Below are 20,569 nucleotides of genomic sequence, written 5' to 3'. Positions count from 1 at the left end.
CCGCACCACCAGCCCCCCATCGCCCCGCCCGTCGACGTCGACGGGCGCACCGGTCGACGACGACCGGAATCTGGAGGACAGATGTCAGCCCGCTCGTTCGTCCGCTCTCCCTCACAGCTGTCCCGACGACTGCGCACCACCGCCGCATCCATCGGCGTGCTCGCGCTCGCCGTGACCGCCCTCGTCGGCGGGATGGGCGCAGCGCAGGCCGCGACGACCTACGACCTGCTCTCGCAGGGCAAGACGGCAACCGCGTCGAGCGGCGACGCCGCGCAGGCCGTGGACGGCAACCTCGACTCACGCTGGGAGAGCGTCCACAACGTGGACCCGCAGTGGCTCCAGGTCGACCTCGGCTCAGCCCAGGCGATCGACCGGATCGCGCTGGACTGGGAGGCCGCGCGGGCGTCGAACTACACCGTCGACGTGTCGACGGACGGGAACGTGTGGACGGAGGTCTACGTGGGGACGACCGCGGCCGACACCGGCGGCGGTCACTTCCGTGAGGTCGCCGACCTGGCCACCACCGCGACCGGCCGCTACGTGCGGGTGACCGGGACGTCGCGCGCGCTCCCCTACGGCTACTCCCTCTGGGAGTTCCAGGTCTACGCGAAGGGCGCCGACGTCGCGCCCGGGAAGACCGTCGACGTCGTGAGCACCGGTGCGAACACCTGGCAGCTCCGGGTCGACGGCCAGCCGTACCTCGTCAAGGGCGTGACCTGGGGTCCGTCCGTCGCCGAGCTGCCCGCGAACATCGCGAACCTCAAGGCGGCGGGCGTCAACACGATCCGCACGTGGGGCACCGACGCGAGCTCGGCCGCCCTGTTCAGCGAGGCCGCGAAGGCCGGCATCCGGGTGATCGCGGGCTTCTGGCTCGCGCCCGGTGGCGGTCCCGGCAGCGGTGGCTGCCCCGACTACGCCAACTACACGCAGGCCCAGAAGGACGCGGAGATCGCGACGGTCCTCACGTGGGTCAACACGTACAAGGAGAGCGACGGCGTCCTGATGTGGGACGTCGGCAACGAGTCCGTGCTCGGCCTGGGCAACTGCACCAGCGCCGCGGGCGTCGAGGCTCAGCGCATCGCGTACGCGAAGCTCGTCAACGACATCGCGGTCGCGATCCACGCGGCCGACGCCAAGCACCCCGTGACCTCGACCGACGCGTACACCGGCGCGTGGCCGTACTTCAAGCAGTACGCCCCGGCGCTCGACCTGCTGGGCATCAACTCGTACAAGTCCATCACGAACGTCCAGGCGGACTGGGAGGCCGGCAGCTACGGCAAGCCGTACGTCATCACCGAGTCTGCAGCGGACGGCGAGTGGGAGGTCCCGGACGACGCGAACGGCGTCCCCACCGAGCCCTCCGACGTCCAGAAGGCGGCCGGCTACGCCCGCGCGTGGAAGGTCGTCACGGACAACCCGGGCCAGGCGCTCGGCGCGACGATGTTCCACTACGGCACCGAGAAGGACCTGGGCGGCGTCTGGCTCAACGTCTTCACCGGTGGCGAGAAGCGCCTCGGCTACTACGCGATCGCGAAGGCCTACGGCGGCAGCGCGGCCACGGCCAACCAGCCGCCGGTGATCTCGGCCATGACGGTCCCGACGACGTCCGTCGCGCCCGGTGCCACCTTCACGGTCTCCGCCACGGCGACCGACCCCGACGGCGACCCGATCGCCTACTCGGTCGAGCAGTCCGGCAACTACGCGGACGGCAACAAGAACCTCGTCGCGGCGACCGCCACGGCCGGTGCGACGCCCGGCACCTTCACGGTGACCGCCCCGCAGACGCCGGGAAGCTGGAAGTTCTACGTGGAGGCACGTGACGGCCACGGCAACCTCGGCATCGAGACCCGGTCGGTGAAGGTCGCAGAGACCGACGTCAACCTCGCCCTCGGCAAGCCGACCAGCTCGTCGGCCAACCCGCAGTTCCTGCCCGACGGCGCCGTCGACGGCAACCTCGCGACGAAGTGGGGCAGCTACGTCGACCCCAACGCGGGCTGGGCCGGCAAGGACAACGAGTGGTTCCAGGTGGACCTCGGCGCGACGAAGAACATCGACCGCGTGAAGATCGCGTGGGAGGGCGCCTACGGCTCGTCGTACGACATCCTCGTCTCCACCGACGGTCAGAGCTGGACCACCGCGAAGCAGGTCCGCGCGCAGACGCTGACGGCGTTCCCCGCGTGGGTCACGCACACGTTCGCTCCGGTCGACGCCCGGTACGTGAAGCTGCAGGGCATCACGCGCGGGACGCAGTACGGCTACTCGTTCTGGGAGTTCCAGGTGTTCGCGGCGGCGCCCGGCTCGGGCGGCTCCGGCGGCTCCGGTGGCTCCGGCGGCGGCACACCCACGGGGTGCACGACCGACGTCACGGCCGGCGCGACCGCGACGGCGTCGAGCGAGCAGAACACCAACGACCGTCAGGCACTCTTCGCCGTCGACGGCGTCTACCAGGTGGACGCGAACACCCCTCGCTGGGGCAGCGCGCTCGACCCGAACGCCGGCTACGCCGGCAAGGACGACGAGTGGCTGAAGATCCAGCTCGCCGCCTCGCAGAGCATCTGCGGCGTCACCATCCAGTGGGAGGCGGCGTACGGCAAGAGCTATGACATCGAGGTCTCGACGAACGGCACGGACTGGACGACGGCGAAGCAGGTCCGCGACCAGTCGCTGAGCCAGTTCCCCGCGACGGTCACGCACTCGTTCGCACCGGTCACCGGCCGGTACGTGCGGCTCAAGGGCATCGCCCGCGGCACGCAGTACGGCTGGTCGATCTTCGAGATGCGCGTGCTGGCAGGCGCCGGCGTCACCGACCCGAACCCCGACCCGGGCCCCCCGCCGGCGACCGACCCGGGCCTCGAGCCCGGTGCGGGCAAGACCCTCGTCTGCGGCCGTGACCTGGTCAACGCCGGTGGCGTCACCGGGACCGCGTCTCGCGGCAACGCGGGCGACGCCCTGGACGCCAACGTCTGGTCGCGCTGGGACTCGGGTGCCACGGAGCAGCCGCCGGGCAGCAACAACTGGGTCGGACGCGATGGCGAGTGGATCCAGGCCGACCTCGGCGCCGTGAAGACGATCTGCGGCATCAAGCCGTACTGGGAGGGCGCGTACGCCAAGGACTACGACGTGCTGGTCTCCACCGACGGCTCGGCGTGGACCACGGCAGCGCAGGTGCGTGGCGTGGACGGTGCCGGTCCGAAGGTGACGCGGTTCGCCGCGACGTCGGCCCGCTACGTCAAGATCCTCTCGGTCACGCGTGGCACGCAGTTCGGGATCTCGCTGTGGGACCTCGAGATCTTCGAGCCCCGCTACGTCAAGATGCCGACCACCGACCTGCTCGGCGACCGCGTGCTGGTCTTCGACCCGTCGATGAACGCCAAGGACATCCAGGCGATCTTCGACTCGGTGTTCGCGGACCAGGAGACCACGCAGTTCGGCGAGGGACGCTGGCAGTTCCTGTTCACGCCGGGCACGTACACCGTCGACGCCCGCATCGGGTTCTACACCGCGATGTCCGGCGTGGGTCTCGACCCGACGGACGTGGACATCAAGGGCGGTGACTGGGTCGACGCCGAGTGGTTCGACATGAACGCCACGCAGAACTTCTGGCGCTCGGCGGAGAACCTCTCCTACACGCCGACCGGTGGCGTGGGCCGTTGGGCCACGTCGCAGGCCGCTCCCCTGCGTCGCATCCAGGTGAACGGCGACCTGCTGCTCGACTCCGGCCGCTACGGCTGGTCGTCCGGTGGCTACATCGCCGACACGAACGTCACCGGCTGGGTCAAGGGCTGGACGCAGCAGCAGTGGTTCACGCGTGACAGCTCGTTCGCCACCTGGGGCGGCGTCGTGTGGAACAACGTGTTCTCCGGCGTGCAGGGCGTCGTGGCCGACGGCGACCAGCCCGGCAAGCCGCGGGCGACCCTGCCGAACTCCTACGCCGCGTGGCCCAAGCCGCCGGTCACCGCCGTCGCCACCACGGGACCGATCGCGGAGAAGCCGTACCTGTACATGTCGAACACGACGGGCGACGTCAACGCCGCCTCGACGTGGTCGGTCTTCGTTCCCGGTGAGCGCAACGGCACCACCGGCACCACGTGGAAGGACAGCCACACGACGGGCACCTCGCTGCCGCTGAGCTCGTTCTTCGTCGTCAAGGCAGGTGCCACGGCCACCCAGGTCAACGCGGCCCTCGCGGCCGGCAAGAACGTCCTGTTCACGCCGGGCGTCTACCGGATGAACCAGACGATCGAGGTCACCAAGCCCGGCACGGTCGTGCTCGGCCTGGGCATGGCCACGATCATCCCGACCGGTGGTGGGTTCGGCATGCACGTCGCCGACGTCGACGGGGTCCGCCTCGCGGGTCTGCTGTTCGACGCCGCCGTCACCGAGTCCCCCGCGCTGCTCGTCGTCGGGGACAAGGACGTCCACAAGGACCACTCCGGCAACCCGATCGTGCTCAACGACGTGTTCATGCGCGTCGGCGGCCCGGTCGCCGGCAAGGTCAAGGCCGCGATGATCATCGACGCGGACGACACGATCGTCGACCACGTGTGGTCGTGGCGTGGCGACCACGGCGAGGGCATCGGCTGGGACAAGAACACGTCCGACTACGGCTTCGTCGTGAACGGTGACGACGTGTCGGCGTACGGCCTGTTCGTCGAGCACTACCAGAAGTACAACGTGTTCTGGAAGGGCGAGAACGGTCGCACGATCTTCTTCCAGAACGAGCTGCCGTACGACGTCCCCAACCAGGCGGCCTGGCAGAACGGCGCCACCCGCGGCTGGGCGGCGTACAAGGTGGCCAACTCGGTGACCCATCACGAGGCGTGGGGGCTGGGGTCGTACTCCAACTTCACCTCGGACACCGAGGCCGACGAGATCACGGTCGACAACGGCTTCGAGGTGCCGATCGCCCCGGGCGTGAAGCTGCACCACATGGCGACCGTGTCGCTCGGCGGCGAGGGCATCTTCGAGCACGTCATCAACGGTGTCGGCGACCGGCAGTACAAGTCGGAGACGATCCCGAGCTACGTCGCCGAGTACCCGGACGGTGAGAACGTCGGCGTCGCACCCCAGGTGCAGGCGGTCGACCCGGAGACGAACCCGGTGACCAAGCCGGCGACCGACCCGGGCACGGACCCGGGCACGGACCCCGGCACAGACCCGGGCACCGACCCCGGCACGGACCCGGGCACCGACCCTGGTACGGACCCGGGTACGGACCCGGGCACGGACCCCGGCACGGACCCCGGCACGGACCCGGGAACGGACCCGGAGACGGGCATCGCGGTGCACCTCTCGCTCTCGGCGGTGCCGGTCGGCGACAAGGTGACCGTGACGGTGACCGGACTCCAGCCGGGTGAGCAGGCCGAGGTGTGGCTGCACTCGACCCCCGTCCTCCTGGCGCGAGGCACCGCGGCAGCGGACGGGTCCTACAAGGTGACGGTGACCATCCCGACGAGCACGCCGGTCGGTGCCCACACCGTCGTCGTGCAGGCCGAGTCGGGCACCGCGTCCGCCGCGGTGCAGGTGCTGGCCGCCGACAAGGGCACGCTGGCCACCACCGGCGCTGCCGTGGCGGGGATCGCCCTGCTCGGCGCCCTCAGCGTCGCACTCGGGTCGGTCCTGCTCATGGCGAGGAGTCGTCGCCGGGCCTGACAAGACACAGCGGGGGCGGGCCGTCACTGACGGTCCGCCCCCGCTGTCGTTCCCGACCGACCGTGGGCGCCGTATCGTGGCGCGATGTCGGAGCCGACACCACCGCCGCTCGAGCACAGGCTGCGGAGGTCGGACTGGCCCGGCGCGATCCGGCCGGTCGGCACTTGACTCTCACGCCGTCCGCAGGGCTTCGGTGGGCGGGACCCGGGCGGCGCGCATCGCGGGATACAGCCCGACGAGCGAGCCGACGAGGAGGGCGCAGGCGAGCCCCGCCGCGACCGGGCGCCAGGGCACGGTCAGCGCCCAGCCCTGGGAGGCGGCGAACGCCCAGGTCAGCGCCACACCGAGGACTGCGCCGGCGAACCCGCCGAGCAGGGACAGCAGCACCGACTCGACGAGGAACTGGCTCCCGATCGAGCCGCGCGTCGCGCCGAGCGCCCGGCGGACACCGATCTCCCGACGCCGCTCCAGCACGGACACGACCATGACGTTCGCGATCCCCACTCCCCCGACCAGCAGCGCCACCGCCCCGAGCCCGAGGGCCAGCAGGGTGAAGGACCGGTTCGCGGCGTCCTGCGCCGCGAGCGCGTCGGACGGGCGGGACACCTGGACCTCGTCGGGTGCCGCGGGATCGGCCGTGCGGCCGAGGACCGCCCGCGTCGCGACCACCTGGTCGGGGTCCACGCGGACGTAGACACCCGACGCGGGCAGGCTGCCGTCGAAGAGCGCGTGGGCGACCGGGGTCCCGATCATCGCCGCCTCGTCGAGCTCGGACGCCAGGACGACCGGGTCGAGGATGCCGACGACCGTGTAGGGCCGGCCGTCGATCCACACGTCGACGCCGCCGTCGAGCGGGCCGACGGCGAGCCGCCGGGCGGCCGTGGAACCGAGCACGACCGCCGGGTACCGGGATGTCGCAATGTCGAGCCACCGCCCCTGCGCGAGGGTCGCCGCGACGGTCGACGGGAGGTCGAGGTCGACGGCGACGACCCCGACACCGCTCGTGTGACTCTCGGGCACCCGGTCGTTGCGACGCACGGTGGCGTCGACCTTGCGCACGGCGGCGACCGAGGTGACCGTCGGGACCCGGGCGATCATGGCGACGGACTCGTCGGGCAGCGTCGCGTCGTCGCCGAGCAGCCCCTGGCCCGGTGCGACCGTGAGCAGGTTGGTGCCCAACGAGTCCAGCTGCGCCTGCAGGTCCGCGCGCGACGACTCGGACAGCCCAAGGACCCCGACGAGCGCGGTGATCCCGATCGCCACCCCGAGCGCCGACAGCGCCGTCCGCCCCTTGCGGACGGTGAGCCCGCGGGCGCCGAGCCTCAGCCGGTCGCTGGGCGCCATGCGTCGCACGACGGCTGCGCCGGCGGTCATGGCTGCACCGCGCCGGTCAGGACGGGGCACGTGTCGTGCTCCACCCGCCCGTCACGCATCGACACCACGCGCGGCAGCCGGCCCGCGATGTGCTCGTCGTGCGTGACGACGACGATGGTCGCGCCCTCGTCGTGCAGCCGGTCGAACAGGTCGAGCACGGCCGCGCCGGAGGCCTGGTCGAGGTTGCCGGTGGGTTCGTCGGCGAGCAGGATCCCGGGTGCGTGGACCAGCGCCCGCGCGACCGCGACCCGCTGGGACTCGCCGCCCGACAGCTCGGCCGGCGTGTGGCCGGAACGGGCGCCGAGCCCGACACGGTCGAGCGCCTCGCGCGCCCGGCGCAACCGCTCGGGTCGGCGGACGCCCTGGTAGAGCAGCCCGTCGGCGACGTTCTCCAGCGCGGATCGCCCGTCGAGCAGGAAGAACTGCTGGAAGACGAAGCCGAGGTGCACGGCGCGGACCCGGGACAGGGCGGCGTCCGACATCGTCGTGACGTCGTCGCCGGCGAGCAGGACGCGGCCCGTCGTGGGCCGGTCCAGAGCACCCATGACGTTGAGCAGCGTCGACTTGCCTGAACCGGACGGCCCGACGACTGCGAGGTAGTCACCGGCCTCGATGCCCAGGTCCACGTCGTGCAGCACCGTGAGGGCCGCGGGGCCCGTGCCGTAGGTCTTGGCGACCCGCTGCAGGTCGAGGAGGGTCATGGCGTCACCACGACCTCGTCGCCCTCGACAATGCCGTCGCCCGACACCTCGACGGACGTCCCGGCGAACGCGCCCGCGGTGACGTGTACGTACTGGGTCGAACCGTCCGCGCGCACCTTCTCGAGGCCGTACCCGCCGCCCGAGAGCGCCACCAGCGCGGTGACCGGGACCTCGAGCACGTCGGTCGCGACGACCTGGTCGAGCGCCACCGGGACCGAGGCACCGTCGAGGAGTGCGCCGACAGTGTCGCCGGTCGCCGAGATCGAGACGGCGAGCTGCTGCTGGTCGTCGACCGTGACGATGTCGGCGGCCGTCACCGTGCCGTCCGTTCTCGACCCGTCGGGGAGGCTCAGGTGCGCGGTCGCGCCGACCGGGGCGAGCGCGGCCTGGCTCGTCCGCAGCGTGCACGACACGACCTGCTGCGGGGAGCCGACGCCCAGCACCGGCGTGCCGGGCTCGACCGGCGCCCCGAGGTCGGCGGTGTGCTCCGCGACCCGCAGGTCCTGCGGCGTGAACACGACCTCACCGAGCCGGACGGTGCCCGTCTGCGCCTCGCCGAGCGCCTTCTGCCAGCGCCGGACCGCGGCGGTCGTCGCCGCCGTCCAGTGCTGGTCGACGCTCAGCGCGACGGAGTACCCGAGGTCGACGAGCGCCTGCTCGAGCTGTTGCACGTCGGCGCCGTTCACGGACGACGGGCCGAGGTCGCGCCACGCGGGGAGCGTCCCCGTGAGGCGGACGACCGGGCGGGTGTCGACGACGTACAGGACCTGTCCCTGGCCGACGATCGAGCCGGCCGGGGCGAGGGCGGTGAGCGTTCCCTGCGTCCGCGCGTCGATCGAGGTCGTCGCGCCGTGACCCAGCTCGCAGGGGGTCGTCGTGCTGGCGACGAGGTCGGACCGGTCGACGGTCGCCGTGGCGCGGGGCGTCGACGACGAGGGGTCCGCCGACGGAGCGGCGGGCGCCCCGCACGCCGCAAGGAGGGCGACGAGTGCCGCCGGGACTGCCCGGCTGGGGTGTCGCATGGTCATCCCCCGTCCTTCGGGGGCTGGACGCCCGCGGCGTCGGCGCACGCCTTGAGGTCCTTCTCGAACTGCGGGTCACCCGGCTTCGGGTCCCCGGGAGCCGAGGTCGGACCCGCGTGGACACGCTGGCTGACCCGGCCGCCGTCGAAGACGGGGTCGGACACGTTCCACCCGCGGTCGCGCATGCACTGCGCCTGGTCGAGGAACGCCTGCTTCTGCTCCTCGGTCAGCGGCCGGCCGCCGTCCTGCGGCTCCATCAGCTGCTGCCACTTCGCGCAGGCACTGCGGGCCGCGTCCATCTGGGCCTGCGTCACCCCGCTGCCGTCGACGGTCAGGTGCCCGTCGACCGGGTCTGGGACGTCGACGCCGTGGTCACGCATGCACTGCGCGAACCGGAGCATCGCGTCGTGCGGATCGAGCGTGGCCTCCGGGGTGGCCGTGGCCGTGCCCTCCGGGAGCGCCGTGGGAGGCGGGTCCGACGAGCAGGCAGCGAGAAGCAGGACGCCCAGGACGGCGAGTGCGGTCACGACGCGGTTCACGATGACGCTCCTTGGGTGCGGTGGTCCAGGTGTCCTCAGCCCACCGCGACGTGCGTTCGGGCAACGTTGGCTCCGGGAGCCGCACCCGGCCGCGCGCTTACGCTGGCTGAACACGACGGGGCCGATGCTGCGCGGACGACCGGCATCGCGACGGAGGTGCACGTGAGGGTGCTCGTGGCCGAGGACGAGGACGTCATGGCCGACGCCCTAGCGCGCGGGCTGCGCCGTGCCGGGTACGCGACGGACGTCGCGTGCGACGGCGGGACGGCGCTCGAGCTCGCCGGCCTCAACCGGTACGACGTGGTGCTGCTCGACCGCGACCTGCCGGTGGTGCACGGCGACGACGTGTGCCGCGCCCTCGTCGCGGCCGGCTCCGCCGCGCGGATCCTGATGCTCACCGCCGCGGGCGGTCTGGACCAGAAGGTCGACGGCTTCGCGCTCGGTGCCGACGACTACCTCGCCAAGCCGTTCGCGTTCGCGGAGCTGCTCGCGCGGGTCCAGGCGCTCGCCCGTCGCACCGCCCCGGCGCAGCCTCCGGTGCTGGCTGCGGGCGACCTGCGCGTGGACGTCGCCCGCCGCACGGCGACGCGGGCGGACCGCCCGGTCGACCTCACGCTCAAGGAGTACGGGGTGCTCGTCGAGCTGGTTCGCTCCGGCGGGGCCGTCGTGTCCGCGGAGGACCTGCTCCAACGCGTCTGGGACGAGAACGCCGACCCGTTCACCAACGCCGTTCGAGTGACGATGGTGGGCCTGCGCCGCAAGCTGGGCGACCCACCCGTCATCGAGACGCTCCGGGGCTCCGGCTACCGGCTGGTCGTCCGGTGAGGCGTTCCCTGAGCGTCCGCTGGCGGCTCACGCTCTTCTACACCCTGGTGGTCGCCCTCTCCGGGGCCGTGCTGCTCGCACTCGTGTACGGCCTCGTCACCCAGTCCCCGGGCAACCAGTCCGCGGACGTGCACGTCGTGCCCGGGAGCGAGCAGGTGCACGTGCCGATGCAGGGTCCCGTCATCGCCCAGGTCCGCGAGGACGCCGTCGGGTCGACGATCGACCAGCTCGTCCGCAACTCGTGGCTGGCGCTCGTGCTGGTCACCGCCGCGTCGGTCGGGCTCGGCTGGCTCGTCGCGGGCCGGGTGCTGCGGCCGGTCCACACGATCACCACCCGAGCACAGGCCATCTCCGCGGACTCGCTCGACGAACGGATCGCGCTCGGCGGCCCCCGCGACGAGCTGCGCGAGCTCGCCGACACCTTCGACTCCCTGCTCGCCCGCGTCCAGCACACCGTGCGCTCCGAACGCCGCCTCGTCGCGACGATGTCCCACGAGCTGCGCACACCGCTCGCCAACCAGCAGGCCGCCCTCGACGTCGCGCTCGCCGACCCGGACGCCGACGCGGTCGAGCTCCGCGCGGCGGCGGCGACCGCCCTCGACCAGAGCCGTCGGGCGGCCCGCACCATCGACGCGCTGCTCGTGCTCGCCCGCGCGCAGTCCGGCGAGGCAGCCGGTCCACCCGTCGACGTCGACCTGACGGCTGCCCTCGCCGATGCGGTGGACCAGGTCCGCCGACCCGACGACGGCCTGACCTGGGACGTGCACCTCGACGAGGTGACCATCCCCGGCGAGCCCGTCCTGCTCGGCCGCGCGGTGGCCAACCTCGTGCAGAACGCCGCCCACCACAACATGCCCGACGGACTGGTCGCCGTGTCGCTGTCGTCGACTCCCGACGGTGCCCGGGTCGTCGTGGAGAACACCGGGCCGCTCGTCCCGGCAGACGCGGCGGCGGACCTGGTCCTGCCGTTCCGGAGGCGGGCCGACGACCGGACCGGCGCCGACGCCGGTGTGGGGCTGGGTCTGACGGTGGTGCGCGCGGTGACCGACCACCACGGCGGCCGGCTCGCGCTCAGCCCGCGCTCGGGCGGCGGCCTCGTCGTGGAGCTGGTCCTTCCCGCGCGGTGAGGACCAGCACCCAGGTCGCCACACGCCGTAGCACCCGGTCGCGCGTCGGTGCAGCATGGGAGCCATGGAGATCCAGCTGACCATGGTCGGGCTCGTGGTGAGCGACATGCCGACCGCGCTGCGCTTCTACCGGCTGCTCGGGCTGGACATCCCGGCAGGCGAGGACGACAAGCCGTTCGTGCTGCACCGGATGGGAAGCGGGGTGACGCTCTTCTTCGACACCGTGTTCACTGCTCGCCACGACGCCGGCCACGCCCGCCCCGCGCGCGGCAGCTACCAGACGCTCCTCGAGTTCTACCTCGGCGACGACGCGGCGGTCGACGCCACGTACGCCGAGCTCACCGCGGCCGGGTACCACGGCCGCATGGCGCCGGAGCAGACGAACGCGCCCTACGCGGCCATGGTCGACGACCCCGACGGCAACGTCGTCCTGCTCACGTCGGACGACGCCCTGACCACGCCGTAGCTCGGCTCGCAGACTGGGCAGCCCACCGCGCACGCAGCCCCGTCAGGGCGTCGCCGGCTCCCGCTCCTTCTTGGCTTCGTCGTCGTCGGAGGTGAACGAGTCGAGAACGATGCCGCTCGGGTAGCCGTCGCCCTTCCCAAACCGGTCCAAACTAGGCAGGGTTGCTGGTAGCCCGACCCCGACCGAGGAGCCCCCATGCCGATCGTTCGCCCGCGCCAAGGTGCCGCCGCCGTCGTCGCCGCCCTGGCCCTGGTTCTCACGAGCGCCGCCGCCGCCGACGCACACGGCAAGCCACCGAAGCCGCCGAAGCCCCCCAAGACGGTGGCCGTCAACCTCATCGCGTTCAACGACTTCCACGGGGCTATCGACCCACCCACAGGCAGCGGTGGACTGGTCAACGGCACACCGGCGGGCGGCGTCGAGTACCTCGCCACCGCGGTGAAGAAGCTGCGGGCCGAGCAGGAGCAGGAGTCGCCGTACAACTTCACCGTGGCCGCAGGCGACCTCGTGGGCGCGAGCCCGCTGGTCAGCGCGGCATTCCACGACGAGCCGACGGTCGACGAGATGAACTCCCTCGGCCTGGACGTGACGAGCGTCGGCAACCACGAGTTCGACGAGGGCGTGACGGAGCTCCTCCGGCTGCAGAACGGCGGCTGCCACCCGGTCGACGGCTGCCAGGACGGCGACGGGTTCAGCGGCGCCAACTACCCGATGCTGGCGGCCAACGTCGTCGACAAGACGACCAACCGTCCGATCCTCGCGCCGTACACGATCGAGAAGGTCGGCGGCGTGAAGGTGGCCTTCGTCGGGATGACGCTCGAGGGGACGGCGGGCATCGTGAACCCGGCCGGCATCACGAACGTCACCTTCCTCGACGAGGCGACCACGGCCAACCGCTACGCCCGCGAGCTGCGGCACAAGGGTGTGAAGTCGATCGTCCTGCTCCTGCACGAGGGCGGTCAGCAGAGCGGCCCGCCCCCGCTGGACCCGAGCGGCTGCACCGGATTCACGGGCGCCGTGACCGACATCGTGTCGCACCTGGACCCGGCGTACGGCGTGGTCGTGAGCGGTCACACGCACCGGTCCTACACCTGCGCGTTGCCGAACTCCTCCGGCGCGAGCACCGTCGTCACCAGTGCCGGGAGCAACGGCACCCTGTTGACGGACATCCACCTCACGCTCGACAAGCGGACCAAGCGGCTGGTCTCGGCCGACGCCCGCAACCTCATCGTCGAGAACGGCGTCAAGAACGCCGACGGGACCTGGCAGCAGTCCGCACCAGGCATCTACGTGCGCAACCCGGCGACGGTCGACGCCGACGCCCAGGTCATCGCCGACAAGTACCGCACCGCGGTCGCGCCGCTGGCCAACCGGATCGTCGGCTCGATCACTGCCGACATCACCCGGACGCCGAACACGGCGGGTGAGAGCGCGCTGGGCGACGTGATCGCCGACGGCATGGTCGCCTACACCGCGTCGGCAGGCGTCCAGCTCGCCCTGATGAACCCCGGCGGCATCCGTTCGGACCTGACCTTCGCGAACTCACCAGGTGGTGAGGCGGCGGGCCAGGTGACCTACGGCGAGGTGTTCACCGTGCAGCCGTTCAACAACCTGGTGGTCACGGTGACGCTCACCGGCGCCCAGCTCAAGGACGTCCTGGAGCAGCAGTTCGCCGGCTACGCCGGCCAGACGACGACGAAGATCCTGCAGGTGTCCGCGGGATTCACGTACACCTACTCGCCGTCCGCGGCCCTGGGCAGCCGGGTCAGCGACATCGCTCTGAACGGCACGCCGATCGACCCCACCGCGACGTACCGCGTGAGCACCAACGACTTCCTCGCCAACGGAGGAGACGGGTTCACCAAGCTCACCGCCGCCACCGACCGCACGACCGCACCCGGTTTCGACGTCGACTCTCTGGCGGCCTACCTGGGCACCGGTCCGAAGGGCCCGGGCCCGCAGAACCGGATCACGGGTGGTCCCGTGCCGACCCCCTGAGGAGCTGACGGGACCGCCCCGTCGATCGACGCCGTGCTGACGTACGGCGGGTGAACGCCGACGAGAGGTCCGTGCCATGGTCGACGCTGCGCTGCGCCGCACCGCTCATCTGCAGACGGTCGTCGAGTTCGACATGGGGTCGAACCCGGCAGACGCGCCCGAGCTGGGCGAGCGGACTGCGCACGTGCGCCGCATCCTGGGCATCTCGGGTGCCGTCCTGATGGCCGGGGCGATCGGGGTCGGTGTCGCGAGCGGCCCGGAGCGGACGAGCGAGGGGACGGAGGTCGAGCGTCCCGCCGCGCAGGTGTCCCCGTGCCGTCCCGTGGGCGCACCGCCGCCGGGTCCCGACGAGCCGCGCGCGTGGTGCTCGTGGCCCGTCCCGGCGTCGGCGTCGGACGAGATCGCCATGCGGGAGGCCAGCGATGCCGCGGTCGCACGCGCTCGAGCGTTCTCCGAGAAGCTCAGCGTTCACGACCGACAGACGGCACCGAGCACTCAGGTCATGTCGCCGGTGCTGGGGTCGGCGCCCGTCGGGCCGTAGCGCAGCTGGACTGCACCCGCACTCCCCGCCACGGGCGGCTCGAGCAGCCTGAACCCGGACGGCCGCGAACCCTCAGGGAAGACCTTCTTGCCCTGACCGAGGACGATCGGATAGACCCAGAGCGTCAGCACGTCGAACAGTCGCTCGGTGAGCAGCGTCTGGACGAGGTCGACACTGCCGATGACGTGGGTGCTCTCATGGCGGTCCCGCACCGCCTCGACCTCCGCGACGAGATCCGGGCCGAGCTGGCTGGACCCGGACCACTGCAGGTCCGGCGTCCCACGACTGGCGACGTACTTGGGCACCGTGTTGAGCTGCTGGGCGATGTCGTTCTCCTGGTGCGGCCAGTACCCGGCGAAGATGTCGTAGGTCCGGCGCCCGAGCAGGAGCGCGTCCATGCTCGCGATGCCCGCACCCACCGAGCGACCGACCTCGTCGTCGAACAGCGGCGCCTGCCAGCCGCCGAAAGGGAAGCCGCCGGACGGGTCCTCCTCCGGGCCGCCGGGCGCCTGCGCGACGCCGTCCAGGGTGACGAACAGGTCGATGTACAGGCGGCCCATGGTTGCTCCTCGCCCAGCTCAGAACGCGGAGATCACCGCCACCGACAGCGGCACGTTGATCCCGCCGGGGACGTAGGCCGCCCCCCACGGTGGCCGTTCGTACCGGACGACGCCGGGGCGCTCCGGCTCGACCAGGTAGCCGGTCCAGCCGGCACCGTCCCAGTAGCGCAGGCGCGAGGGCTGCTGCGGATCCGGGTACCAGTCGGCCGGGGCTGTGGGCACACCTTCACGGTACAGCGCGAGTGGTCCGACGGCACGACCCCGGCACAGGATGCGCGACTCGGTGCGTTCACCGGCTCGGTCAGCCGCCGAGGACGACCTTCCACGTCTTCGGGCCGACGATCCCGTCGACTGTCAGGCCGTGCGCCTTCTGGAACCCCTTGACCGCGGCCTGCGTGCGAGGCCCGAACACGGAGTCCACCGTGACGCCGACGTGCGCCTGGACGATCGCGACGTCGGCGCCCCTGTCACCCCGGCGGACCGTGGGCCGACCAGTCGAGGTGCCCTCGGTGCGAGCCGGCTGACCTGCGCTGAGCTGGAGCATGACGGCCCAGGTCCGGGGTCCGACGATGCCGTCCGGGACCAGACCCCAGGGACGCTGGAAGGCGATGACAGCCGCCCGGGTCCGCGGTCCGAAGATGCCGTCGACGTCGGCGTGGACGATCTGCTGGATCAGCGCGACCACGTCGCCGCGGGCACCGGCTCGGATCCCGGCGCGGATGACGGCGGGCGGGACCGCGGACGCCTGCGTCTGGAGCGTCGGCCGCGTGGGCACAGCCGGCGGGGACGCGATCGGAGGGGCGGGTTTCGGAGGGGCGGGGGTTGGAGGGGTGGGGCTGGGAGCGTCGACGAGACCGTCGGGGAGCCCGACGTGGAACGTGACCCACTGGTAGCCGGGGATCCCCGCGGCGTTGAGCGTGCGGAAGAACAGCGAGTGGTCGCCCTTCGCCTGATGCGTCAGGACGACCCTGCCGCCGCTGACTGGGGTGAAGGGGTCGCCGACGTTCGCGATCCACTCGGTGGCCGAGCCGGGCTCGTCCGCCACCACGAGCGTCACCGTGGTGGCGAGCGTGTACGAGCCGTCGACGAGCTGAGGAACGGTGACCGACAGGGCGGCCGGCGCGACGACCGTCCAGCTGAACGACGACCTGTTGACCCCACCCTCGGAGTCCGTGCCGGTGACCGACAGCGTGTGCCGGCCGAGCCTGAGGCCATCGAAGACGTACTCGAACCTGCCGTCGGCAAGCTTGACGTGGCGACCGTCGAGGGTGCCTTCGAGCGCGGACCGGTCGATGTCGCGGTACACCGAGACCGGGATCGTCACGCTCGTGGAGGCCGTCAGGTTGCCGGGCGCGAACGGCCGGCCCTCGTCCTCGTACCCGAACATCGAGATGGTGGGCAGCGTCTGGTCGATGCGGAACGTCGTCGACGTCGCGAACTGGTCACCCTCGAGGTCGACGGCCTCCACCCGGACCGTGTGCTCGCCGTCGCCCAGCGCCGCGAGCGTGTACGGACCGAAGCCCGGGGCCCACGGGACAGCGACCTCGCTCTCGTCGACGAAGACGTTGGCTGACCGCAACGGCTCGGTCAGGCCGGCCAACCTGAGCGTGGGGGTCGGGTCGTTCGTCCATCCCATGACCCCGGCGATGGTGAAGGTCGGCAGGGTGCCGGGAGCCGCGGAGGCCACCGTCGCGCAGCTCAGCGTCAGCGCGACGGTCACGGGCAGGGTCAGCAGGGCAAAGGTGCGGGCACGGGTCAGGTCGAGAGGCCTCATACAGCGGCTATCGGCACACAGGGACCGGATCTGAACAAGTGTCCAGGTCGAAGTACCGATCTCAGGATTCTCTGGTCGCCGTGCTCGGTGCTGCGCCGACCTCGGGTTGACCCGCCAAGGTCGTCGCGGCCCACGACGAGAGAGCACCAGGGCGTCGGCCGACGGCGAGCCGGGCACCGCCGAGTACACGTTGAGCTGCAGCCCGGGGTCGGCCGGCAGCACGAGGGCCTCGTAGTCGAGCTCGATGAGGCCGACGACCGGGTGGTGGAACGCCTTGGTCCCGGAGCGGTGGTAACGGACGTCGTGCGAGGCCCACAGGCGGCGGAAGTCCTCGCTGCGGGTGGACAGCTCCCCGACGAGGTCGGTCAGGCGCTTGTCGTAGGGGTTGCGGCCGGCCTCGGCGCGCAGGATCGCGACGGCGTCGTGCGCGATGCGGTCCGCCTTCTCCCCCCAGAATTCCCGCGCGGCGTCCGGGTCGAGGAACTGGAAGCGGGCGGTGTTGACCGGGCGCCCGGGCGCTCGCTGCGGCGAGTCGTAGAGCGGTGCGTACAGGGCGCGCCCGAGCAGGTTCGCACCGAGGACGTCCAGCCGTCCGTTGCGCACGAACGCCGGTGCACCTTCGAGGCTGTCCAGGATGCGCTGCACGACGGGTCGCAGGACGGGCGTCGGCGCCCTCCGGGCACGCGACCGGGCGGTGCCCGAGGCATTGGCCGTACGGGCGAGGTCGAACAGGTGACCGCGCTCGGCCTCGTCGAGCTGCAAGGCCTCGGCGAGGGCTTCGAGGACCTCCTCGGAGACCCCCGAGAGGTTCCCGCGTTCCATCCGCGTGTAGTAGTCGATGCTCACGCCGGCGAGCATCGAGACCTCCTCGCGGCGCAGCCCCGGCACCCGCCGGTTGCCGCCGTAGGCCGCCAGTCCGGCGCGCTCGGGCGTGATCCGCCCGCGGCGCGTCATCAGGAACTCCCGGGTCTCGGCGATCAGGTCCATACCGTCGACCGTACTTTCGGTCGCCGGTCACCGGCAGGTTCTGTCGTTACCCGGTAACGGCAGACCCTCCCAGGAGCCTCGGCCGGTTCGTAGCGTGGAGGTCATGACGATCCCCACGCTCACCCTGAGCAACGACCTGACCATGCCGGCCCTCGGCTTCGGGGTGTTTCAGACCCCACCCGCCGAGACGGTGGCCGCCGTGCGCTGCGCCCTGCAGGTCGGCTACCGGCACATCGACACCGCCGCCGCGTACGGGAACGAGCGCGAGGTCGGCCAGGCGATCCGCGAGTCCGGGCTGGGGCGCGACGAGATCTTCGTCGAGACCAAGGTCTGGATCAGCGACTACGGGTACGAGTCGACGCTCCACGCGTTCGACACGTCGGCTGCCAAGCTGCGCGTGGACACGATCGACCTGCTGATCCTGCACCAGGCGCTGCCCAGCCGGTTCGACCTGACGATCGAGGCCTACCGGGCGCTGGAGACCTTGCTGGCGGACGGGAAGGTCCGCGCGATCGGGGTGTCGAACTTCATGCCTGACCACCTCGCCGACCTGCTCGCCGCGACGACCGTGGTGCCAGCCGTCAACCAGGTCGAGGTCCACCCGTACTTCCGCCAGCCGGGCGTCCTCGCCGCCGACGCGGAGCACGGCATCGTCTCGCAGGCGTGGTCCCCCATCGGCGGCATCACCTTCTACCGCGACTCCGGACACACGTCGACACTCCAGGACCCGACGATCACCGCCATCGCGGCAGCCCACGGCAAGACGCCGGCGCAGGTGATGCTCGGCTGGCACCTGCAGCAGGGCCGCTCCGCGATCCCCAAGTCCGTCACCCCCGCACGCATCGCGGAGAACTTCGACGTCGCAGACGTCCAGCTCACGGCCGACGAGCTCGCCGCGATCGACGCCCTGGACACCGGTCACCGCGGGGGACCCGAGCCCGAGGCCATGACCCTCGAGGCCTTCGGCCGCCCCATCCCCGAGGCCTGACGTGCGAAGGAGCGCCGACATGACTACCTGGGACCCGTCCGACCTGGCCGCCATCGAGGGTGACGACGAGCTGCGAGTCGCCGCCCGACGGCCGGACGGGACGGTGCGCCCGTCGACGATCGTGTGGCACGTCGTCGTCGACGGCAGCCCGTTCATCCGCTCCGTACGAGGCGAGGACGGTGCGTGGTACCGGGCGGTCCGACGCACGGGCACGGGCACCATCGACGCCGGCGGCGTCCACGCCGACGTCACGTTCACCCGGGACGAGACGCACGACGAGGCGATCGACCGCGCCTACCGCAGCAAGTACGGCAACGGCTCGCCGGTGCGGGCCATCACGAGCGAGACCGCGACGGCCACCACCCTGCGCATCGACCGGCTCTGACACGCGCGGGACGCCCGGGCGCACCCGGGCGTCGGCCACACCCGGCCGCAGGTCGGCTGCAACCGCGCCACCAGCAATTCGCAAGGAGAGCGCGGCACGCTCGTCGCAACCCGGACGGACCGGATGTATCAGGCCGCTCGGCCCGGGGGTCTGACAGAGCGGCCACCCGCCGTCCACCCACCGTTGCGAAGCCGGAGAGCACACGTCATGAGCAAGGTCCTGTTCACCCTCTCGCCGATCACCGGGCACGTGCGACCCGCACTGCCGGTCGTGCGGGCCCTCGTCGACGCCGGCCACGACGTCGACGTCTACACCGGGAGCAAGTTCGCCGACGCCGTCCGGGCGACCGGCGCGCGGTACGTCCCGATGACCCTCGGTCGCGACGAGGACGACGCCGAGGTCACCGCCTGGAGCGACGCGAACGGCGCCCCCGGGCCGGGCCTGCGCCGGTTGCGCTGGGAGATCGTGCACCTGTTCGTGCGGACCGTGCCCGCGTACGTCGAGGACGTCTCCGCCTACCTCTCCGCCGAGCAGCCCGACGTCGTCGTGGTGGAGAGCGCGTTCGTCGCCGGGGCGCTCGCCGCCCGTCGGCACGGCGTCCCGTCGGTCCAGCTGTCCGTCCTCCCCCTGCAGCTGTCGGGCCGCGACGTCCCGCCCTTCGGGCCCGGCCTGCAGCCGCCGCGCCACGCGCTCGACCGTCTCGCCCACCGGGCGCTGACCCTCCTGATCCAGAAGGTCGTCTTCCGGGAAGCCCAGCGCGAGGCGCAGCTCGTGGCCGCGCAGGTCGGCGCCGGACACCTGGACGTCTTCTTCTTCGACTGGGTCGGCACCCTCGCCGACAGGCTCCTGCAGGCCTCGGTTCCCGGGTTCGAGTACCCGCGCCTGGAGCCGCACCCCGAGCTCGAGTTCGTCGGCCAGATCACGCCGCGCGGCGTGGACGCGTTCGACGAGCCGGCGTGGTGGTCGGACGTGCTGGCGGCCCGCGAGGGCGGCCGGCCCGTCGTGCTGGTCACGCAGGGAACCATCGCCACCGACCCCGACCGGCTGCTGCGACCGACCCTGGAGGCTCTGGCCGACCAGGACGTGCTCGTCGTCGCGACGACGGCGGTCGGAGAGCCCGACGAGATCCTGCCGGACCGGCCGGCGAACGTGCGCGCCGCGCGGTTCGTACCGTTCGAGCACCTGCTGCCGCTCGTCGACGTGCTGGTGACCAACGGCGGCTTCGGCGGCGTCCAGCAGGCGCTGGCGCACGGGGTCCCGCTCGTCGTCGCAGGCCGGACCGAGGACAAGGCCGAGGTCACCGCACGGGTCGTCTGGTCGGGCACCGGGGTCGGGGTCCGCACCGACCCGCAGGACATGGCCACAGCGGCCGCCGTCCGCGCCGGTGTGCTTCAGGTGCTCGCCGACCCGTCGTACCGCAGCCGTGCGGCCGAGCTGGCCGCGGAGTACGCGCGCTACGACGCGGTCGCCCGGACGGTCGAGGTCGTCGAGGAGCTGGCGCGGGAGCGCGCGACGGTGTGACGACTGCAGGCCCGTCAGCGTCAGAGCCTCGTGCGACGGTTCTGGGCATAGGTAAGACGTCGGTGAGGCTGGCTCGGGCGCACGGCAGCCTGAGCACGAGCCACCCTGC

Annotated in this window: 16 protein-coding genes and 1 pseudogene; 9 read left to right on the top strand and 8 right to left on the bottom strand. The window is 72.0% G+C overall.

Features of this window, described 5'->3' with window-relative positions:
• The first annotated feature begins 81 nt into the window (after positions 1-81).
• Positions 82-5,652 carry a discoidin domain-containing protein gene (locus I847_RS26830; protein ID WP_051274962.1) on the top strand — a complete coding sequence of 1,857 codons (5,571 nt, stop codon included), beginning with the start codon at positions 82-84 and terminating at the stop codon, positions 5,650-5,652.
• A gap of 171 nt (positions 5,653-5,823) precedes the next feature.
• Here the strand turns inward: I847_RS26830 and I847_RS0115415 are convergent, their stop codons facing one another.
• The 4 genes from I847_RS0115415 to I847_RS0115400 are packed head-to-tail and all read right to left on the bottom strand — an operon-like array spanning position 5,824 to position 9,288.
• Positions 5,824-7,026 carry an ABC transporter permease gene (locus tag I847_RS0115415; RefSeq protein ID WP_028050407.1) on the bottom strand — a complete coding sequence of 401 codons (1,203 nt, stop codon included), beginning with the start codon at positions 7,024-7,026 and terminating at the stop codon, positions 5,824-5,826.
• Positions 7,023-7,727 (bottom strand): ABC transporter ATP-binding protein, encoded by a 705-nt coding sequence (locus I847_RS0115410; RefSeq protein WP_028050406.1) that lies wholly within the window; start codon positions 7,725-7,727, stop codon positions 7,023-7,025. Before I847_RS0115410 ends, I847_RS0115415 begins: the two co-directional genes overlap by 4 nt.
• The gene (locus tag I847_RS0115405) at positions 7,724-8,755 is read right to left on the bottom strand and encodes an efflux RND transporter periplasmic adaptor subunit (protein ID WP_081681003.1); all 1,032 of its coding nucleotides are present in this window, start codon (positions 8,753-8,755) and stop codon (positions 7,724-7,726) included. The genes I847_RS0115410 and I847_RS0115405 overlap by 4 nt, the downstream gene beginning before the upstream one ends.
• On the bottom strand, positions 8,752-9,288 hold the full coding sequence (locus tag I847_RS0115400) for a hypothetical protein (RefSeq protein WP_028050404.1): 537 nt from the start codon (positions 9,286-9,288) through the stop codon (positions 8,752-8,754). The genes I847_RS0115405 and I847_RS0115400 overlap by 4 nt, the downstream gene beginning before the upstream one ends.
• Positions 9,289-9,450: 162 nt before the next feature.
• Here I847_RS0115400 and I847_RS0115395 point away from each other — a divergent pair, with 162 nt between their 5' ends.
• From I847_RS0115395 to I847_RS0115370, 5 genes are all read left to right on the top strand, one after another.
• On the top strand, positions 9,451-10,113 hold the full coding sequence (locus I847_RS0115395; RefSeq protein WP_028050403.1) for a response regulator transcription factor: 663 nt from the start codon (positions 9,451-9,453) through the stop codon (positions 10,111-10,113).
• On the top strand, positions 10,110-11,240 hold the full coding sequence (locus tag I847_RS0115390) for a HAMP domain-containing sensor histidine kinase (RefSeq protein WP_028050402.1): 1,131 nt from the start codon (positions 10,110-10,112) through the stop codon (positions 11,238-11,240). Before I847_RS0115395 ends, I847_RS0115390 begins: the two co-directional genes overlap by 4 nt.
• A gap of 64 nt (positions 11,241-11,304) precedes the next feature.
• On the top strand, positions 11,305-11,706 hold the full coding sequence (locus I847_RS0115385; RefSeq protein WP_028050401.1) for a VOC family protein: 402 nt from the start codon (positions 11,305-11,307) through the stop codon (positions 11,704-11,706).
• A gap of 195 nt (positions 11,707-11,901) precedes the next feature.
• A complete protein-coding gene (locus I847_RS0115375; RefSeq protein WP_081681001.1) occupies positions 11,902-13,704 on the top strand; it encodes a bifunctional UDP-sugar hydrolase/5'-nucleotidase in 1,803 nt (600 codons plus the stop codon).
• 76 nt (positions 13,705-13,780) lie between these two features.
• Entirely contained in the window at positions 13,781-14,245 is a 465-nt protein-coding gene (locus tag I847_RS0115370; protein WP_028050399.1) for a hypothetical protein, read from the top strand.
• Here the strand turns inward: I847_RS0115370 and I847_RS0115365 are convergent.
• The 4 genes and pseudogenes from I847_RS0115365 to I847_RS27450 all read right to left on the bottom strand — a co-directional run bounded on the left by I847_RS0115365 (position 14,200) and on the right by I847_RS27450 (position 17,566).
• Complete coding sequence (locus tag I847_RS0115365) at positions 14,200-14,805, bottom strand: dihydrofolate reductase family protein (protein ID WP_028050398.1); 606 nt, start codon at positions 14,803-14,805, stop codon at positions 14,200-14,202. The two genes, I847_RS0115370 and I847_RS0115365, sit on opposite strands and share 46 nt — an antisense overlap.
• Before the next feature lie 18 nt (positions 14,806-14,823).
• Complete coding sequence (locus I847_RS24065; RefSeq protein WP_034610547.1) at positions 14,824-15,027, bottom strand: DUF2510 domain-containing protein; 204 nt, start codon at positions 15,025-15,027, stop codon at positions 14,824-14,826.
• A gap of 79 nt (positions 15,028-15,106) precedes the next feature.
• Positions 15,107-16,726 (bottom strand): peptidoglycan-binding protein, encoded by a 1,620-nt coding sequence (locus tag I847_RS27455; RefSeq protein ID WP_369751743.1) that lies wholly within the window; start codon positions 16,724-16,726, stop codon positions 15,107-15,109.
• Positions 16,641-17,566 (bottom strand): annotated as a pseudogene (locus I847_RS27450) (helix-turn-helix transcriptional regulator). Before I847_RS27450 ends, I847_RS27455 begins: the two are co-directional and overlap by 86 nt.
• Positions 17,567-17,669: 103 nt before the next feature.
• Between I847_RS27450 and I847_RS0115345 the strand changes: the two are divergent.
• The 3 genes from I847_RS0115345 (at position 17,670) to I847_RS0115335 (ending at position 20,460) form a co-directional block, all read left to right on the top strand.
• Complete coding sequence (locus I847_RS0115345; RefSeq protein ID WP_028050396.1) at positions 17,670-18,554, top strand: aldo/keto reductase; 885 nt, start codon at positions 17,670-17,672, stop codon at positions 18,552-18,554.
• A 19-nt stretch (positions 18,555-18,573) separates the two neighbouring features.
• A complete protein-coding gene (locus I847_RS0115340; RefSeq protein WP_028050395.1) occupies positions 18,574-18,939 on the top strand; it encodes a DUF2255 family protein in 366 nt (121 codons plus the stop codon).
• Between the two features lie 207 nt (positions 18,940-19,146).
• Positions 19,147-20,460: a glycosyltransferase gene (locus I847_RS0115335; RefSeq protein WP_028050394.1), complete on the top strand. Its 1,314-nt coding sequence runs from the start codon at positions 19,147-19,149 to the stop codon at positions 20,458-20,460.
• Positions 20,461-20,569 lie beyond the last annotated feature (109 nt).

The organism is Cellulomonas sp. URHD0024, assembly GCF_000426185.1.
In the GTDB taxonomy this organism is placed as follows: domain Bacteria; phylum Actinomycetota; class Actinomycetes; order Actinomycetales; family Cellulomonadaceae; genus Cellulomonas.
Note: the sequence above shows the minus strand (reverse complement) of the source record. Positions and strands in the feature narration are given on the sequence as shown.

Coding starts and splice junctions, on each gene's coding strand:
- I847_RS26830 (WP_051274962.1), top strand. CDS start 82: ATGTCAGCCCGCTCGTTCGTCCGCTCTCCCTCACAGCTGTCCCGACGA.
- I847_RS0115415 (WP_028050407.1), bottom strand. CDS start 7,026: ATGACCGCCGGCGCAGCCGTCGTGCGACGCATGGCGCCCAGCGACCGG.
- I847_RS0115410 (WP_028050406.1), bottom strand. CDS start 7,727: ATGACCCTCCTCGACCTGCAGCGGGTCGCCAAGACCTACGGCACGGGC.
- I847_RS0115405 (WP_081681003.1), bottom strand. CDS start 8,755: ATGACCATGCGACACCCCAGCCGGGCAGTCCCGGCGGCACTCGTCGCC.
- I847_RS0115385 (WP_028050401.1), top strand. CDS start 11,305: ATGGAGATCCAGCTGACCATGGTCGGGCTCGTGGTGAGCGACATGCCG.
- I847_RS0115375 (WP_081681001.1), top strand. CDS start 11,902: ATGCCGATCGTTCGCCCGCGCCAAGGTGCCGCCGCCGTCGTCGCCGCC.
- I847_RS0115370 (WP_028050399.1), top strand. CDS start 13,781: ATGGTCGACGCTGCGCTGCGCCGCACCGCTCATCTGCAGACGGTCGTC.
- I847_RS0115365 (WP_028050398.1), bottom strand. CDS start 14,805: ATGGGCCGCCTGTACATCGACCTGTTCGTCACCCTGGACGGCGTCGCG.
- I847_RS0115345 (WP_028050396.1), top strand. CDS start 17,670: ATGACGATCCCCACGCTCACCCTGAGCAACGACCTGACCATGCCGGCC.
- I847_RS0115340 (WP_028050395.1), top strand. CDS start 18,574: ATGACTACCTGGGACCCGTCCGACCTGGCCGCCATCGAGGGTGACGAC.
- I847_RS0115335 (WP_028050394.1), top strand. CDS start 19,147: ATGAGCAAGGTCCTGTTCACCCTCTCGCCGATCACCGGGCACGTGCGA.